This is a genomic window from Peribacillus alkalitolerans (assembly GCF_010882125.1).
Lineage (GTDB): Bacteria > Bacillota > Bacilli > Bacillales > DSM-1321 > Bacillus_BN > Bacillus_BN alkalitolerans.
Genome location: NZ_JAAGVZ010000007.1, coordinates 105,691 through 122,472, shown reverse-complemented (window position 1 = coordinate 122,472; position 16,782 = coordinate 105,691). Strand labels below are relative to the sequence as shown.

The 16,782-nt window shown below is 38.9% G+C and carries 16 protein-coding genes; 1 reads left to right on the top strand and 15 read right to left on the bottom strand.

Annotation, left to right across the window (positions count from 1 at the left end):
• Positions 1 to 39: 39 nt before the first annotated feature.
• The 3 genes from sdaAB to G3O09_RS10605 form a co-directional block, all read right to left on the bottom strand.
• The gene (gene sdaAB, locus G3O09_RS10615; protein ID WP_163101461.1) at positions 40 to 702 is read right to left on the bottom strand and encodes an L-serine ammonia-lyase, iron-sulfur-dependent subunit beta; all 663 of its coding nucleotides are present in this window, start codon (positions 700 to 702) and stop codon (positions 40 to 42) included.
• 303 nt (positions 703 to 1,005) lie between these two features.
• Complete coding sequence (locus G3O09_RS10610) at positions 1,006 to 2,676, bottom strand: DAK2 domain-containing protein (protein ID WP_163101460.1); 1,671 nt, start codon at positions 2,674 to 2,676, stop codon at positions 1,006 to 1,008.
• Positions 2,677 to 2,692: 16 nt separating this feature from the next.
• A complete protein-coding gene (locus tag G3O09_RS10605; protein WP_163101459.1) occupies positions 2,693 to 3,055 on the bottom strand; it encodes an Asp23/Gls24 family envelope stress response protein in 363 nt (120 codons plus the stop codon).
• Between the two features lie 250 nt (positions 3,056 to 3,305).
• On the opposite strand from G3O09_RS10605, the gene rpmB reads away from it, so the two are divergent.
• Positions 3,306 to 3,494 (top strand): 50S ribosomal protein L28, encoded by a 189-nt coding sequence (gene rpmB / locus G3O09_RS10600; protein ID WP_163101458.1) that lies wholly within the window; start codon positions 3,306 to 3,308, stop codon positions 3,492 to 3,494.
• 425 nt (positions 3,495 to 3,919) lie between these two features.
• Here the strand turns inward: rpmB and spoVM are convergent, their stop codons facing one another.
• From spoVM to coaBC, 12 genes are all read right to left on the bottom strand, one after another.
• On the bottom strand, positions 3,920 to 4,000 hold the full coding sequence (gene spoVM, locus G3O09_RS10595) for a stage V sporulation protein SpoVM (protein WP_108669739.1): 81 nt from the start codon (positions 3,998 to 4,000) through the stop codon (positions 3,920 to 3,922).
• Positions 4,001 to 4,099: 99 nt separating this feature from the next.
• Positions 4,100 to 4,753 (bottom strand): thiamine diphosphokinase, encoded by a 654-nt coding sequence (locus G3O09_RS10590; RefSeq protein ID WP_163101457.1) that lies wholly within the window; start codon positions 4,751 to 4,753, stop codon positions 4,100 to 4,102.
• A gap of 2 nt (positions 4,754 to 4,755) precedes the next feature.
• Positions 4,756 to 5,403 carry a ribulose-phosphate 3-epimerase gene (gene rpe, locus G3O09_RS10585; RefSeq protein WP_163101456.1) on the bottom strand — a complete coding sequence of 216 codons (648 nt, stop codon included), beginning with the start codon at positions 5,401 to 5,403 and terminating at the stop codon, positions 4,756 to 4,758.
• A gap of 2 nt (positions 5,404 to 5,405) precedes the next feature.
• Positions 5,406 to 6,287 (bottom strand): ribosome small subunit-dependent GTPase A, encoded by an 882-nt coding sequence (gene rsgA, locus G3O09_RS10580; RefSeq protein WP_163101455.1) that lies wholly within the window; start codon positions 6,285 to 6,287, stop codon positions 5,406 to 5,408.
• A gap of 14 nt (positions 6,288 to 6,301) precedes the next feature.
• Entirely contained in the window at positions 6,302 to 8,311 is a 2,010-nt protein-coding gene (gene pknB / locus G3O09_RS10575; protein ID WP_163101454.1) for a Stk1 family PASTA domain-containing Ser/Thr kinase, read from the bottom strand.
• A gap of 5 nt (positions 8,312 to 8,316) precedes the next feature.
• Positions 8,317 to 9,066: a Stp1/IreP family PP2C-type Ser/Thr phosphatase gene (locus tag G3O09_RS10570; RefSeq protein WP_163101453.1), complete on the bottom strand. Its 750-nt coding sequence runs from the start codon at positions 9,064 to 9,066 to the stop codon at positions 8,317 to 8,319.
• Between the two features lie 4 nt (positions 9,067 to 9,070).
• Complete coding sequence (gene rlmN, locus G3O09_RS10565; RefSeq protein WP_163101452.1) at positions 9,071 to 10,162, bottom strand: dual-specificity RNA methyltransferase RlmN; 1,092 nt, start codon at positions 10,160 to 10,162, stop codon at positions 9,071 to 9,073.
• A 1-nt stretch (position 10,163) separates the two neighbouring features.
• Entirely contained in the window at positions 10,164 to 11,513 is a 1,350-nt protein-coding gene (gene rsmB / locus G3O09_RS10560) for a 16S rRNA (cytosine(967)-C(5))-methyltransferase RsmB (RefSeq protein ID WP_163101451.1), read from the bottom strand.
• A complete protein-coding gene (gene fmt / locus G3O09_RS10555) occupies positions 11,514 to 12,467 on the bottom strand; it encodes a methionyl-tRNA formyltransferase (RefSeq protein ID WP_163101450.1) in 954 nt (317 codons plus the stop codon).
• Positions 12,464 to 12,949, bottom strand: a complete 486-nt coding sequence (gene def / locus G3O09_RS10550; RefSeq protein WP_163101449.1) for a peptide deformylase — start codon at positions 12,947 to 12,949, stop codon at positions 12,464 to 12,466. Before def ends, fmt begins: the two co-directional genes overlap by 4 nt.
• 90 nt (positions 12,950 to 13,039) lie before the next feature.
• Entirely contained in the window at positions 13,040 to 15,454 is a 2,415-nt protein-coding gene (gene priA, locus G3O09_RS10545) for a primosomal protein N' (protein WP_163101448.1), read from the bottom strand.
• Complete coding sequence (gene coaBC / locus G3O09_RS10540; protein WP_163101447.1) at positions 15,451 to 16,662, bottom strand: bifunctional phosphopantothenoylcysteine decarboxylase/phosphopantothenate--cysteine ligase CoaBC; 1,212 nt, start codon at positions 16,660 to 16,662, stop codon at positions 15,451 to 15,453. The genes priA and coaBC overlap by 4 nt, the downstream gene beginning before the upstream one ends.
• Positions 16,663 to 16,782 lie beyond the last annotated feature (120 nt).

Here is a 16,782-nt window from a genome sequence, read left to right as displayed (position 1 = left end):
AGACTTCCTCCTCTTCATTATGAAAACGCTACCACGAACTTAGTCCACAATTTTTGTAACTCGTGTTATTGCAGGTAACGCTTCAATTTCATCTAAAATATCATCATCAATATTTTGGTCAACTTCAATGGTCATCAATGCCACTTTCCCTTTTTCCTTACGGGATACTTCCATATGGCCGATATTGATTTGATGCTTTGCCAACACATTCGAAACTCCTGCAATGGCACCAAACTTGTCATCGTGCACGACAAGGATTGCTGGATGATGACCTGACAATTTTAGTTCAAATCCGTTCAGTTCAGTGATCTCAATTTTCCCACCACCAATGGATATACCTACAAGTTCAATATCACCATTTTCATCACCCATTCGAATTCTAGCAGTATTAGGGTGATCGGTGATTGCCTCTTCTTCAATAAAGGAAATCTCCATTCCTTTATCTTTAGCAATATCCATTGCCTCGATAATTCTTTCATCAAATGTATCAAAATCTAAAATCCCACCAACTATAGCTACATCAGTACCATGTCCTTTATAGGTTTTGGCGAAGGAGCCATAGAATGAAATTTCTGCCCATTTGGGTTCTCGACGGAATAAACTTCTTGCAACACGGCCAATCCTTGCTGCTCCTGCAGTATGTGAACTTGATGGTCCAATCATGACAGGTCCAATAATATCAAACACGCTTTTATATTTCATAGAACTCTCCCTAAAATGAAATGATTGTTTATATTATACCAAAAACCTTCAACAAAGCTTCTAAAATGAATGTTTCAAAAAGAAAAAGACTGACTGCATGTAGGCCACGCAATGAAAAGAATAACTATCCCATTATTCAATCATTGGGTTTGCCCCCATACAATCAGCCGAAATCTATTTAGATTCATCCCAATGACGAGAAAATGATTTCCTCATATTTATTAGAGGATGATCATTTTCTCGAATTGCCGATTGATTATACCATGCATATGTGCAAATCCTTACAAGGATATAGGTATACTATTATTCAATTGAGAAAATGAATGGATATAGTGGTTGTTTACCGTTATGGACTTCCACTTCTATATCAGAGAAAGTATCCTCACAATATGAAACAAGTTCTTCAACATCATCTTCTGAAGCATCTTCCCCATAAATGATTGTAAGGATCTCGGAATCTTCATCCACCATGTCAGATAGAAGTTGTTTAGCTGCATCCAGCTTCACTTTGTTTTTTAGTTTGATTTTGCCTTCAGCGATTCCCATGAAATCACCAGTCTCTATTTCTAAACCGTCGATGCTTGTATCCCGAACTGCAAATGTAATCTGACCAGTTTTGACTTGTCCTAGAGCATCGGTCATTGTAGCTTCATTTTGTTCCGCCCCAAGCGAAGGATTGAAAGCTAGAATGGCAGTCATTCCTTGTGGAACAGTCTTTGACGGTATTACAATAACATTTTCGTCTGAAACCTCAGCCGCTTGTTGGGCAGCCATGATAATGTTTTTGTTATTTGGAAGGATAAAGATGTTTTTTGCATTGACATCCTTAATGGCCTTAACAATGTCTTCCGTGCTTGGATTCATCGTTTGTCCACCTTCAATGACGGACTTGGCACCAATACTCTTGAATAGATCAGAAATCCCTTCACCCATTGCAACTGAAACGATACCGAACTCTTCCCTTTTGGTAGGAGCCTTTTTTTCTGTTGCTAGGGGGGTATGAGTTTCACCAACGATGTTTGAGTGTTGTTCCCTCATATTTTCAATCTTTATTTTGATTAAGCTACCGTATTTTTGGCCATAGTTCATACATTCTCCCGGTTGTTCTGAATGAATGTGGATTTTTACTACATCCTCATCAGAAATGACAAGTAATGAATCTCCGAACTGGCTCAAATCTTGACGGAATTTTTCTTCATTGAAAGGTTGTTTGCCTTCTTCGAATTTAACCATGAACTCTGTACAATATCCAAATTCGATATCTTCAGTATTGATATGGCCTTGGACCACTCTATGGTGTTCGGCGTTAACAAGATCATCCATTGAAGGTAAAGAAGTAGGTTGGTCAGGTAAATCCTCACCTTTCATTTCTGCAAGGAATCCTTCATAAACAAGGACGAGACCTTTACCGCCGCTATCTACTACCCCTACTTCCTTTAATACTGGTAGAAGGTCAGGTGTACGATCCAATGATGCATGAGCTTCCTTTAGAAGGTCTTCCATTACTACAATTAAATCATCTGTAGTTTTTGAAGATTCAACTGCTTTTTTGGCAGCATCTTTAGCTACTGTTAATATCGTGCCTTCAACCGGCTTCATGACTGCCTTATATGCTGTTTCTACACCAGCTTCAAATGCAGATGCAAATTCTAAGCTATTAATCGTGCTTTTTGATTCGATTGCCTTAGAGAAACCACGAAATAATTGTGATAAAATTACACCGGAGTTTCCACGAGCACCCATCAATAAACCTTTAGCAAGTGCTGAACCCACTTTTCCGATGTGATCTTGTACGTTTTGTTTAACTTCCTTTGCTCCGGAAGTCATGGATAAATTCATGTTAGTACCAGTATCGCCATCTGGCACTGGGAAAACGTTCAGTGAATCGACCATTGCTGCATTTGCAGAGAGATGGTTCGCACCCTTAATAATCATTTCAGCAAAACGTTTTCCATCTAAACTTTTCATTGACACTACTTCTTCCTCCTCATTAAGGGTTCGTTACGCGAACTCCCTGCACATAAATATTAACGGAATCGACAGCAAGTCCAACCGTTTTGTCCAGGGTATATTTTACTTTTGATTGTACATTGTGAGCTATTTCTGATATTTTCGTCCCATAGCTTACGATAATGTACATATCTATATGTACACCTTCTTGTTCTTGTCGGACTACAACACCTTTTGTGAAGTTCTCTCTTCTTAATATTTCCGCAATACCGTCTTTTAATTGCTTTTTAGAAGCCATTCCTACAATCCCATAGCAATCGACTGCTGCCCCGCCAGCAACTGTAGCGATGACATCATTCGATATATCAATTTGTCCGTACTTTGTTTTCATTTCGATGGACATATTTATTCCCCCTTTGGAAATTACAGCATAGCTACAGTCATTTTACTATAATGTTGTATTTTTTGAAAGCCATTGCTTATACTGTCTTATTATAAAGTAATTTATCAGGTAATATGTCAAGGCTTTTTTCTTGAAAGGTTTAGTTAGAACTATTGCAATATCGTTTTATGTATGATAAATTATTAAAGTATTTTCAATAGACTTAAGATACTTTGAAACTTAAGCTCGTGGTAGTTAGGAGGGAATATAGATGGCACGTAAATGTGTAATTACTGGCAAGGCAACTCGTTCCGGTAACAAACGCTCACACGCTATGAACGCAAGCAAGCGTACTTGGGGAGCAAACTTACAAAAAGTTCGTATTTTGGTTAACGGAAAACCTAAACGTGTATACGTTTCAGCTAGAGCACTTCGTTCTGGCAAAGTAGAACGTGTATAATTTTTGGTAGCATCCATTCTTTGAATGGATGCTTTTTTATTTCAAAAACTCTATTCACTTAGATTTGTTCTTTCAGACAAAAATTCTACCCGTTGATTGCAGCGAGAGGCACTTACTTTCCGCGGGGAGGGTGGGAGCCTCCTCGGCGTTACCGCCTGTTGAGTCTCCCACTTCCCTCTATTTCCCGCAGGAGTCAAGTGCCCTCCACTACAATCAACTCAGATTGTTATAGTTAAATTTGACTAGATAATAGAAAAGCAATATTATTACAAAAATATCCACTTAAAATACTGAAGACACCCGCAAGTAAGGAAAGTCAGCTAAAAGCATAACGTCCTGAGAAATTCAATTAAATAAAAAACAGCATCCTATATTCGGATGCTGAAAAGATCTTTCTTCTATTTTAACAACAAGCAGGTGTCCCTCTAGCTCTTCTTAAAGGCTCCTAACATCGCTCTTACCAAACCTCCAAGAACCTTGGGTAATTTAATCGTATAAAACTTCATAATTTCCCTCCTCACCAGACCTAGCTTATTTCATTTCGTTTATTATCATACGGATCGAAGCTCTCTGCTGTGTATAAATAAGTTCATGCACTGGGTTTTTTAATCCCTGCTTCTTACCACCAATAATATGCCTGACTCAAACGAAAAATGACCATGTGAAGAAATAAGCTCATTACTAATACATAATGTCGATCCACGGGAAATATGCATGTCTAGGAGAGGATATTTAAAACCTTTTAGTGTCAAGCCAATTACTTCTTCAGACATCGGAAAGAAGGAAATATATTTCAGCGTAGAATCTTCTTGTATCAAATAACTACCAGCTACTTTAGCACTAATATAGTTTTTTTGATCCACTAAAAAAATTTCGGTTTCATTCTTAAAAAGGATATCATCACGAACCAATAATTGGACCGCTCCCATGAAATGGTCCATCCGCCCACCTGTAGCTCCAAGAATATATATCTTACGAGGATTTTGCTTTATGGCCCAATCAAGAGCAAGTTGTAAATCCGTTTCATCTTTTTCAGATGGATAGAAGGTAATATTGGATTCCCTTCTATTGAATTCATTTCTTTCCTCTTCTGACACTGAATCAAAATCTCCGAATGCTGCATTCGCTTCAATTCCGTTTTGTTTTAATACACTCAAACCTCTATCGACCCCAATCCAATAAGGAGACAGCTTCTTAAAGTCATTTAGAGAGGGTATCAATTCAACAGGCCCTGCAGCAACAATGCAAATTACATCCATGATTATAATCCTCTTATCGATTCAATGGCAGCTTTACGGTCTTCCTGATTAAAAACAGCTGAACCTGCAACAAGAACATTTGCACCTGCCTCGATACAAAGCTTAGCGGTATGTTCATTCACGCCACCATCAATCTCAATTTCAAGATTTGGATTTCGTTCTGATGCCAATTTTTTAACTTCACTGATCTTTGGAAGCACTTCATCAATAAATTTCTGTCCACCAAAACCTGGATTGACGGACATTAACAAAACCATATCGACATCTGAAATCACATGTCTTATCGTTTCAACAGGTGTCGCTGGGTTTAGCACTACCCCAGCCTTGACACCTAAAGATTTGATGAAATGAATGGTCCTATGCAAATGCCTGCAAGCTTCTACATGAACCGTAATATAGTCAGATCCAGCTTTAGCAAACTGTTCAATATACAGGTCTGGATTTTCAATCATAAGGTGGACATCCAGTGGAAGTTTAGTCACTGGGCGTATTGCTTCAACAATAAGTGGCCCGATAGTGATATTCGGAACAAAATGCCCATCCATCACATCCACATGAATATAATCCGCCCCTCCAGCTTCAACGTCACGAATCTCTTCACCAAGTTTTGCAAAATCTGCTGAGAGAATGGATGGAGCAATTTTTATCATTTTCAATACCTCGGCTTTCGATCTCTTATTTCATTGAGGAACTCTAAGTAATGGTCGTAGCGATATGCGGTAATGGAACCCTCTACTACCGCATCTTTTACAGCACACTTCGGTTCTTTATCATGAAGGCACCCTCTGAACTTACATAATTGTCCAGCTCTATAGATTTCAGGGAAACTATAGGATAAATCTTCAACCTCTATATCCATAAATTCAAGGGAAGAAAAACCAGGTGTATCCGCTACAAGTCCATCTCTGACATCAATAAGCTCAACATGTCGAGTAGTATGCTTTCCACGGCCTAAATGTGAGGAAATATCATTCGTTTTGAGCTCTAAATTTGGATTCAAAGCGTTCAAAAGGGATGACTTACCTACTCCTGATTGACCAGCAAAGACACTTGTCTTTCCAGCAATATACGGAGTTAACTTTTCCATGCCATCTGACGTCACTGAAGATGTAGTGATGACAGGATAGCCCATAGCCTCATAGTCTTTTACATATCCCTCGATTTCTTCAAGTTTTTCTTCTGGAACCAAGTCCATCTTACTAATACAAATGATAGGGTCAATTTCATTCGCCTCTATCAAAACAAGGAACCGATCTAATAGAATCGTACTAAAATCAGGTTCTACAGCAGAAAATACGAGAATTGCTTGGTCTACGTTTGCGATTGGAGGACGGACTAACTCATTTTTTCGCTCTTTCACTTCAAGGATATAACCGTCTGTAACATTTTCAGCTTGATATACAACTTCATCCCCAACCAGGGGTGTGATTTTATTTTTACGAAACACTCCACGACCTCTGCATTGGGTTATTTGTTGTCCATCCAATACATAATAAAAACCACTTAGCGCCTTAATGATTTTCCCTTCAGGCATACCTTCACTCCTAATTATTCTTCAGGGTACTGGATAGTTTCATCCAAGTAAACACTGTTATCGCGGATGACTTTATACCCTGCTTTCTTTCCATATTGAATCGTTAATTCAATTTTCTTCTTGAGTGTTTCAGTTATGAAAATAATTTCTGCAGGTTCTGTCATACTTCTGTTCATATCTTCAATATAAATTTGCACTTCTTGTGCTTGACCAGGTATGGCAGGCTCGTAAGGGATAGTGATTTCTCGTGTCTCAACCTTTGGCGGTATCTCTTCTTTCCCTTTTGAAATCACTACTTTCACGGTACTTCCTTTATCAACTTTAGAATATGGTCCTGGTGTTTGAGAAATGACGGAGCCCTGCTCGATTGTGTCAGAGTTTTCTTCCCGATCAACTTCAATCTTTAAACCTGTTTCTGTAGCATAGTCTTCAAGGCTACGACGATTGAATTGAGTTAAATCCTTCAAGACAATCTTGTCTCGGCCTTTACTTACTGTCAATTCTAAAACAGTTTCAGAAGGCACTACTTCTGATCCTGGACTTGGGAATTGATTAAGGATTTCCCCTGGCTCAGTGTCATCACTAAACTCTTCATTGTATCGGATTTCTTTAAATCCGGCACTATCAAGAAACTCTTGTATATCTTCCCTGTTTCTACCGGTATAATCCGTCAATTCAATGCTTTTTTTACCTTTACTAATAAAGATGTCAACGATTGTACCTTTACGTACCGTCTTGCCCGCTTTCGGTTCAGTGGAAATAATATTTCCTTTATCCGTTTCTTCATCTTCGACATTGAACGTTTTTCCGATTTCAAACCCATTATCTAAAAGTATGGCTATACCTTCGTCTAAAGATTCGTTTTTAACATCCGGAACTTTTACTTCCTTTGGTGCCATAAGTTTCGGCAACAATGTAACTGTAGCAAGTCCAAGTAAGATTAAGATAACGAAGGTTGTAATTAAAAACGTTGTAAGCTTCTTCTTGGGCTTTTTTTCTTTTTTCGTTTTTCCACTAGCCTTTTTAGGGTCAGAGGAATCTTTTTTAGTCGTTTTCGTTTCCGGAATGGGAGTGGTGCCTCCAGTCAAGCCTCGAATGATAGTCTCATCTCTTGGAGGCTTGTGAGAATCCGATGTTATGATTGGTATTGCTTTAGTAGCATCATCATCGAACGGGATAATGAATGGCTTTTCCCTCATCCTCTCAGGCGTTAAGGAAGTCCTAATATCTTCACGCATTTCTTCAACACTATCATAACGGTGAAAAGAATCTTTTGCAGTAGCTTTTAACACAATATTTTCCATACTTTGCGGGGTCGAGGGATTCCATCTTCTGGGAGACGGAGTTTCTGATTGCAAATGTTTTAATGCAATAGAAACAGCAGATTCTCCCGAAAAAGGCAATCGACCAGTTAAAAGCTCGAACATCACGATACCTAGGGAATAGATGTCTGATTTTTTATTCGCCATTCCACCTCTAGCTTGTTCTGGAGATAAATAATGGACAGACCCTAATACTGCATTAGTTTGGGTAATACTAGTCGCACTTAATGCCATTGCTATGCCAAAGTCAGTAATTTTCACATTTCCATGATCATCTATTAATATATTTTGAGGCTTTATATCCCTATGAATAATACCGTTTTGATGGGCATGGGAGATAGCGGCAGTAATCTGGCTCATGATATCCAACGTTTTTTCAACAGGTATTGGGTGGTTTTTTTGTATGTATTGTTTTAAGGTAAGGCCTCTTACATACTCCATGACGATAAAATAGATGTTATCCTCTTCTCCAACATCATAAATGCTGACAATGTTAGGATGAGCGAGACTTGTAGCTGATTGAGCCTCCCTATTAAATCTACGAATAAATTCTTCATCATTTGAAAAATCCATCCTAAGAATTTTGAGGGCTACTTCTCTTTCAAGGATCATATCTTGTGCAAGGTATACGTTGGCCATACCGCCACCGCCAACCATTTCTATGATTTTGTAACGGCCGTATATTCTCTTACCAATTAACATATGAATCACCCTCTTTCGCTTTCATTGTCGAATTCTAGTAGTATGAGGGTTATGTTATCTTCTCCACCATATTCATTTGCTAGTTTTATAAAGTAGTCTGCTTTCTGATCTAAAGTCTCATCGGAGGTAATGATACGTTCCATCTCATCGTCCGCGACCTTATTGGATAGACCGTCTGAACAAAGGAGTAACATATCCCCTTCTTCAAATACGATAGTCTTTATATCCATTTCCACTTGTTGCTCCGTCCCTAGAGCACGTAAAATTACGTTCTTCCTTGGGTGATGTTCGGCATCTTCCTTACTAATTTGACCGGACTTAACAAGAACATTCACGAGTGTATGGTCCTCTGTCAACTGTTTAAACCCCGATTCGTTTAGCAGATAAATACGACTATCACCAATATGGGCAATAGTAACAAATTTATCTGAACAAATTGCAGCAACAACAGTCGTCCCCATCCCTTTACATTCACTATTTTCTTCAGCATGTTTGTATAGGAAGGTATTGACTTCATTGATGGATTTTTCTAACCATTTCTCTTCTTCATCAGGAGTGGAAGCAGAGCTTTTTTCATCCCATGCTTCCTTCATTTTCGTAACAGCTAAAGTACTAGCGACATCACCAGCACGGTGGCCTCCCATTCCATCTGCCACGATAGCAAAAATTGTCCCCTCCTGGTTCATAAAGACTCCACCGTTATCTTCATTATGCTTGCGTACTTTACCGCGATCCGTTCTAAAAACGGCTTTCATACGTTCACCTCGTCTCTTCTTTTCGCTCCTTTGCACGAAGCTGTCCACATGCGGCATCGATATCGTGACCTTGTTCACGTCGAATCGTTACATTGATGCCATGTTGTTTTAACGTTTTTTCAAATGCAAAAATCTGCTCTCGAGGTGTTCTCACATAGTTGCGTTCAGGAACATAATTAACTGGAATTAAATTCACATGGCATTTCAGCCCTTTAATTAATTTTGCCAGCTCTTCCGCATGCTCGACCGTATCGTTTTCTCCTCCGAAAAGTCCATATTCGAAGCTGACCCTTCTACCTGTCTTATTTGTATAATAGCGTACAGCTTCCATTAAGTCAGGCAGTTTATAAGCACGATTAATCGGCATTAACTTGCTTCTTAACTCAGAATTAGCAGCATGAAGAGAAATAGCGAAATTAATTTGCATATTTTCATCTGCAAATTGATAAATCTTTGGAATTATGCCGCTTGTTGAAACAGTGATATGCCTAGCACCAATGTTTAACGCTTTTTCATGGTTGACAATTTTTAAGAATGAAAGCATTTCATCATAGTTATCAAATGGCTCACCAATCCCCATAATGACAATGGAGCTTACACGTTCTTCTGTTTCATCAAGTGCCTTCTGTACTTTTACGACTTGAGCAACGATTTCTCCTGCTTCTAGGTTTCTTTTTAATCCACCTAAAGTTGAAGCACAGAATGTACAACCGATTCTGCAGCCAACCTGTGTAGTGACACATATTGAATTACCATATTCATGTCGCATTAAAACTGTTTCAATTGAATACCCATCATGCAATTCAAATAAGAATTTAATTGTGCCATCACTTGAAGTCTGTTGAATCAAAGTTTTTAATGTCGTTAAGGTAAAACTTTGTTCCAATTTATCACGCAATCCCTTAGCTAGATTAGACATTTCCTCAAATGACACAGCTCTCTTCTTATAGAGCCAGTCAAATATTTGATCAGCACGGAAAGGTTTCTCCCCATTTTCGCTAAGCCAATCTTTAAGTTCATGCAGTTCCAAAGAATAAACGGACGTTTTAAGGTCTTGTTTTGTATTTGAAGTATTTTTCTTGTTAGTAGTTTCCATTTTAAACCTTCTTTCTAAAGCAACTGATAAAGAAACCATCGCTGCCAAAATCTTGTGGGAATATTTGAAGCATATGGTTTGATACAAAAGGCTTAACCGATTCTGGCAACCTTTCAACCATCGATAGATCTGCTTCGAAATCAGGATGGTCTTTTAAGAAGCGTGCAGCTGCTGCTTCATTTTCGGCTTGATCGACTGTACATGTACTATAGACAAGGGTCCCACCTTTTTTTAATAGTGGAGCTACAGAATGAAGCAAATCATTTTGGATCCGTGCAAGATTCGCTACGTCCCCTTCACTCTTAGTATATTTTAAATCCGGTTTCCTTCGCATGACACCGAATCCAGAGCACGGTGCGTCCACCAATATGCGATTGAAGGAGTCTTTGTCAAAGTGATTGGATGCTTTGCGGCTATCCAACGCTTGTGTTGCCACATTTTTCAGGTGTAAACGCTGTGCCTGTTCTTGTATTAGCTTTACTTTATGCTCATGTAAGTCAAGTGCTAAAACAGCGCCTTTCCCATCCATTTTTTCTGCAATGTGTGTTGTTTTTCCTCCTGGGGCCGCACAACAATCAAGGATCTTTTCCTGCTGGTGAGCACCTAGGGCATATGCGACAAGCATTGAACTTTCATCTTGTATGGAAATGTGCCCAAGCTTATAAGCATTAGAATGGGCAAGATTACCTTTTAAACAAACGATTCCTTCAGGGACTATTTGGCTTTCGTTAACCTCAAACCCCTCTGACATCAAATCTTCAATGGCACGTTCACGATTGATTAAAGTAAGGTTAACCCTAGCAGTTTGTAATGGAGCAGTCAAATTCGTTTCACACATCATTTCTGTTTTTTCTAAACCGAACTGATCCACCCAACGTTCCACAAGCCATAATGGATGGCTTGTCGCAATCGAAATTCGTTCGATTGGGTCTTCTATTTCATCTAAAGAAGGAACTCCTTTTCTTTGAACGTTACGTAAAACACCATTCACCATTGAGGTTATTCCTTTATGCCCTCTCTTTTTGGCGATTTCCACCGCTTCAAATAATATCGCGTGATCAGGCACTTTTTCTAAATAAATCATTTGGTATAAAGAAAGTCTCAGTAGGTTTAATACCCAGCTTTGTACTTTTTTACTGTTCTGGACAAACGGTTTCAAATAATAATCGAGCGTAAATTTCCGTTGAATGGTACCATACGTAATTTCTGTGAGTAGTCCTGCATCCAATGAAGATAATTCATTCTTATTAATATAATTGTTTAACAATAAGTTACTATAAGATTGGTTTTTCTCCACAGATTCAAGTAAATCAAGTGCTAGCTCACGTACTGTTAATTTCGTTTTCCTCATTTATTGGTCACCCAATTGCACTCCAACCTTGAATGGGTTGTTTGCTCCTCGTAAATAGTCTCCGGCAGACATTTTTTTCTTACCGCTTGGCTGAAGTTCTGTAATTTTTATACATGTGTCATTTCCTGTTGAGACGATGATGCCTTCTTCCACAACCTCTACCACTTCACCTGGAGTGGCTGCAGACTTTTTCATTTCAATCACTTTTTCAGCTTTCCACACTTTTATAACGGATCCATCAAGCTCCGTATAAGCCACAGGCCAAGGATTTAATCCTCTGACATGGTTGTAAATAGCTTCCCCAGTTTTATGCCAATCAATTTTTTCTTGTTCTCTTTTTATATTAGAAGCGAAAGTTGCCTTTGAATCATCCTGTGGTATGGAATCCAATTCACCGTTTAATAATTTGGGCAATGTCTCTAATAATAACGATGATCCTGCTGCACTTAATTTATCATGTAGTGTCCCTACATTGTCATTTTCCTCGATCTCCACCTCAACTTGGGTTAGAATATCGCCCGCGTCTAGTTTTTCCACCATATACATAATGGTAATGCCTGTTTTTTCCTTACCTTGTAGGATTGAATAGTGGATAGGGGCTCCACCTCTTAATTCAGGCAAAAGGGAAGCATGTACATTTATACATCCGAATTTAGGTGCATCCAACAATTCTTTAGGTAAAATCTGCCCAAAAGCAGCTGTCACGATTAAATCCGGTTGTAAAGCCAATATCTTGTCCAATTCTTCTCTCTCACGAATCTTTTCAGGTTGGAAAACTGGAATATTGTGGCGAAGTGCTTCTGTTTTAACAGGAGGAGGTGTCATTACTTTTTTCCGTCCTACAGGTCGATCCGGTTGGGTAACCACTCCGATTACGTCATATCCGTCTTCAATGATTCGTTGTAAAACTGGCACTGAAAAGTCTGGTGTTCCCATGAATACTATTTTTGTCATGCCTCTTCATACCTTTCCAATTCTTCTTCCGATAAGTACTTTGAAACTTTTTTCGTAAAAAGCACTCCGTTCAGATGATCGATTTCATGCTGTATGGCTCTTGCAAAGAAGTCCTCTGCTTCAAGTTCATATTCTCGACCTTTTCTGTCAAATGCTCTTATTTTAACAAAGTACGGGCGGTTTACTTCTCCAAATATCCCAGGGAAGCTTAAACATCCTTCTGGACCAGTTTGTTCTCCTTTTGACTCAAGGATTTCAGGATTAATCATTTCTAAAGTGCCGCTTTCATCACCAATATCTACTATGGCGATTTGTTTCTTAAGACCAATTTGAGGAGCGGCTAGTCCCACTCCATCCGCTTCGATCATTGTGTCGTACATATTATTTAACAGCTTTGCCAATTTACCATCAAAAGCTGTCACTTTATCACATTTTTGTTCCAATATTTTATCTGGAAATGTAACGATTGGTAATACTGCCATTCCAAGCCCTCCATGCCAATTCTATTTGTTGATAAATATGAATACCCTCACCCGATTTATAGAACGTTTCGTCATTGGTGAGGGTTTTGACTACATCATGATTTGGGGATTCAGATCCACCATGATTTGTAAGCCTCTAGAAGCCATATCTTGCTGATAATGATCCAGCAAATTTTTTAAGCTGTCCTTTAAAGCCGGTTCTAGTTTGTATTTTACCAAACATTGATACCGATATCTATTATTGATCCGAGGGATCGGGGATGCAACTGGACCAAGAATGACGGACTGCTGAGATAAGCGATTCTTTAAATGTTTTGTAATATGCTCTGTTACTGAGACAGTTTTCATTAAGTCTTCATGCGATATGGTCATTAGCGCGAGATAATAATAGGGTGGATACATATTTTGCCTTCGAATTATCATCTCTTGTCCAAAAAATTGATCATAATCCTGCATGGATGCCAAAATAATAGAGTAATGCTCAGGTGTATAAGTTTGTATGATTACTTCACCCGGCAGGTGGTGCCTTCCTGCACGCCCGCTAACCTGGGTTAATAGTTGGAATGTCTTTTCCGAGGACCTGAAATCGGGAAGATGAAGCATTGTATCAGCCGACAAGACACCAACCAATGTTATGTTAGGGAAATCGAGGCCTTTTGCAATCATTTGAGTTCCTAGTAATATATCTGCTTGACCATCTTGAAAGGCCTGCAATAATCGTTCATGTGAACCTTTCCTTGTGGTCGTATCCACATCCATCCGAATCACTCTTGCTTCAGGCATGATTTTCGCCAATTCCTCTTCAACCTTCTGTGTACCTGTTCCAAAGTAACGAATCGCATCACTCTGACAGTCTGGACATTGGGTTGGCATAGCATCTTCATATGCACAATAATGGCACTTCAATTGATGGGAGGATTTATGATATGTCAACGAGATTTCACAATTTGGACAGTTACATACGGCACCACAGCTTCTGCACATGACAAAGCTAGAATGGCCTCTTTTATTAAGAAATAAGACAATTTGTTCTTTCTTTTCAATTCGATCTCTGATTTTCGTCAATAAATCTGCAGAAAACACAGATCGATTACCACTTCGTAACTCTTCTCTCATATCCACAATTTTAACACTAGGTAAGGCTTGTTGATTCATTCTTTTAGTAAGCGATAGTAATTGATATCGATTTTTCTTTGCACGGGCAAAGGTTTCAAGTGTTGGAGTCGCACTTCCAAGGATTACTGGACATTGATGGGTCACACCTCTTTTTATGGCCACATCCCTAGCATGATATCTAGGATTATCTTCCTGTTTATAGCTCGATTCATGCTCTTCATCAATGATGATTAAACCTAGCTTTCTAAAAGGAGCAAAGATGGCTGAACGAGCCCCTACTACTACACTTACTTCATCACGATAGATTTTTCGCCACTCATCGTATTTTTCACCAATGGAAAGACCACTATGAAGAACCGCAACTTCATTTCCAAAACGTTCTTTAAAACGTTTCACCATCTGAGGGGTTAATGAAATTTCAGGGACTAGCATGATTGCCTGTTCACCTTTAGAAAGGACATCAACAATGGACTGTAAGTAAACTTCGGTTTTGCCGCTACCTGTTACTCCGTACAGAAGAAAAATATCATGCTCATCCTTCGATATACATTCTTTAATGGGACCAATCGCGTTGGATTGTTCTGGAGTAAGAGCAAATGGCTTACTTTTTTGAAATTCCCTATTTTCATAGGGGTCACGATATACTTCTGAATCCTTGACAAAAAGAATGCCTTTCTCTACTAAACTGGAAATGCTGGAGGAAGTCGCACCCGTTTTAGAAAGCAATTCACTTTGAACGATACTTCTAGGGTCTAGGATGAAATGTTGAAGGACGCTCTTTTGTTTTATGGCATTTTTGGATAATTGCATTATTTGCTCTTCCAGTTTATCCGTCGATATTCTTGGTTCTACTAGGCGGACAGTCTTTTTATTCAGTTGATCCTTGACTTCATAATGGACCTTTATAGTACCGTTATTTACTTCTGAAAGGAACAATTTTGCATTGTTACTATTCATCACATCCTGCCAATCCAATTCATCTTTTAAAGAAAAGGCTTCTTTTACAAACGGATGTAAAATGGATAATGAATCAGGATTCGAAAGACGCAATTTTTTTTTATATTTAGCTTTAAGTGCTGCTGGAAGCATTACTTGAAAAGCGGATATTCGGTAACAAAGAGTTTCATCCGTCAACCAATCTGCCAAATCCATAAGTTCCTGGTTCAGAACAGGCTCTATATCTAATAGTTCATGTATAGGTTTAAGCTTCTCAAACGATGATTGCTCTGTTACCCCTGTCACAAAACCTTGTATCATCCTAGGGCCAAAAGGGACTGCGACTCTCATCCCGGGCTTAATCATGCCAAGCCATTTTTCGGGAATATGATAGTCGAATTCCCGATCAATCTGTTTAGCTGGAACATCCACAATTACTTTTGCGATATTCATGCAAGCTCTTCCCCGAGAGATTCTTTAGCCAAAAGCAAGATCTTTTCCGCAATATCTGACTTGGATTGTTGAGGGAGTTCTATTTTCCTTCCATCACGTGTATAGACTGTAACAATATTCGTATCCGTTCCAAATCCTGCACCTTCTACTGTAACATTGTTGGCTACAATCATATCCGCATTCTTCCGCTCTAACTTACCTAGAGCATACTCATCCACATTCTCTGTTTCAGCTGCGAATCCAATCAATATTTGATTTTGTTTTACTTTCCCTAATTCCATTAATATATCTTTTGTTCTTTCTAACTCAATCGATGAATCTCCCTCTTTTTTCTTCATCTTTTGATCATGGACATTTTTAGGTCTATAATCAGATACTGCAGCTGTCTTAACAATGATATCTTGGTCCATTGCCCTTGAAATTACGGCTTCATACATATCATGGGCACTTTCTACGTTCACTACCTTCACACCAACAGGCGGGGTAATGGAAACTGGGCCAGATACTAGTGTTACTTCAGCTCCTAATTTCATAGCAGTTTCAGCTATGGCATATCCCATTTTCCCTGTAGAATGATTTGTAATAAAGCGGATGGGGTCTATTTTTTCCCTTGTAGGACCCGCTGTGACAAGGATTCTTTTATTCAAGAAAGGCTTGTCCTTTAAGGTAGAAAAATGTTTTTTCACTTTCTCTACAATTGTTTCGGGTTCTTCTAAGCGTCCTTTTCCTACATAACCGCAAGCTAAATAGCCTTCACCTGGTTCTATAAATCCGTATCCGAATTTTCTTAATCTCTCCATGTTTCGGATAACAGCAGGATGAACGTACATATGTACGTTCATGGCAGGAGCAATCCAAACTGTGCTCGTAGAAGCCAGCAAAGTTGTAGTAATCATGTCATCTGCAATTCCATTTGCCAATTTCCCGATGGTATTGGCAGTTGCAGGAGCTACTATGATTAAATCTGGCCAATCTGCCAAGTCAATATGGGCAATGACCTTAGAGTCTTTTTCATCGAATGTGTCTGTATACACATCGTTTCTAGATAGTGCTTGAAATGTCAAAGGGGTAACAAATTTCGTGGCCGATTCACTCATTATCACCTTAACATGGGCACCTTCCTGGACAAGTTTGCTTGTAAGAGCGGCTGCCTTAAAAACAGCAATCCCTCCTGTTACACAAAGCAGAATCTTTTTATCTTTCAACATGATAATTCCTCCATTACAATTTACCGATCTCATCTATGTAAACAAACACTGTTACCTTCTTTTTCTAAAGGCATCTCCATTTCATTATGAAGGAATTCCGTTTTTTTTTCATCTATTTCA

Bases quoted from the DNA above. Each gene is read 5' to 3' on its own strand.
- sdaAB (WP_163101461.1), bottom strand. From the start codon at position 702: ATGAAATATAAAAGCGTGTTTGATATTATTGGACCTGTCATGATTGGA.
- G3O09_RS10605 (WP_163101459.1), bottom strand. From the start codon at position 3,055: ATGTCCATCGAAATGAAAACAAAGTACGGACAAATTGATATATCGAAT.
- rpmB (WP_163101458.1), top strand. From the start codon at position 3,306: ATGGCACGTAAATGTGTAATTACTGGCAAGGCAACTCGTTCCGGTAAC.
- spoVM (WP_108669739.1), bottom strand. From the start codon at position 4,000: ATGAAGTTTTATACGATTAAATTACCCAAGGTTCTTGGAGGTTTGGTA.
- G3O09_RS10590 (WP_163101457.1), bottom strand. From the start codon at position 4,753: ATGGATGTAATTTGCATTGTTGCTGCAGGGCCTGTTGAATTGATACCC.
- rpe (WP_163101456.1), bottom strand. From the start codon at position 5,403: ATGATAAAAATTGCTCCATCCATTCTCTCAGCAGATTTTGCAAAACTT.
- rsgA (WP_163101455.1), bottom strand. From the start codon at position 6,287: ATGCCTGAAGGGAAAATCATTAAGGCGCTAAGTGGTTTTTATTATGTA.
- pknB (WP_163101454.1), bottom strand. From the start codon at position 8,311: ATGTTAATTGGTAAGAGAATATACGGCCGTTACAAAATCATAGAAATG.
- G3O09_RS10570 (WP_163101453.1), bottom strand. From the start codon at position 9,066: ATGAAAGCCGTTTTTAGAACGGATCGCGGTAAAGTACGCAAGCATAAT.
- rlmN (WP_163101452.1), bottom strand. From the start codon at position 10,162: ATGGAAACTACTAACAAGAAAAATACTTCAAATACAAAACAAGACCTT.
- rsmB (WP_163101451.1), bottom strand. From the start codon at position 11,513: ATGAGGAAAACGAAATTAACAGTACGTGAGCTAGCACTTGATTTACTT.
- fmt (WP_163101450.1), bottom strand. From the start codon at position 12,467: ATGACAAAAATAGTATTCATGGGAACACCAGACTTTTCAGTGCCAGTT.
- def (WP_163101449.1), bottom strand. From the start codon at position 12,949: ATGGCAGTATTACCAATCGTTACATTTCCAGATAAAATATTGGAACAA.
- priA (WP_163101448.1), bottom strand. From the start codon at position 15,454: ATGAATATCGCAAAAGTAATTGTGGATGTTCCAGCTAAACAGATTGAT.
- coaBC (WP_163101447.1), bottom strand. From the start codon at position 16,662: ATGTTGAAAGATAAAAAGATTCTGCTTTGTGTAACAGGAGGGATTGCT.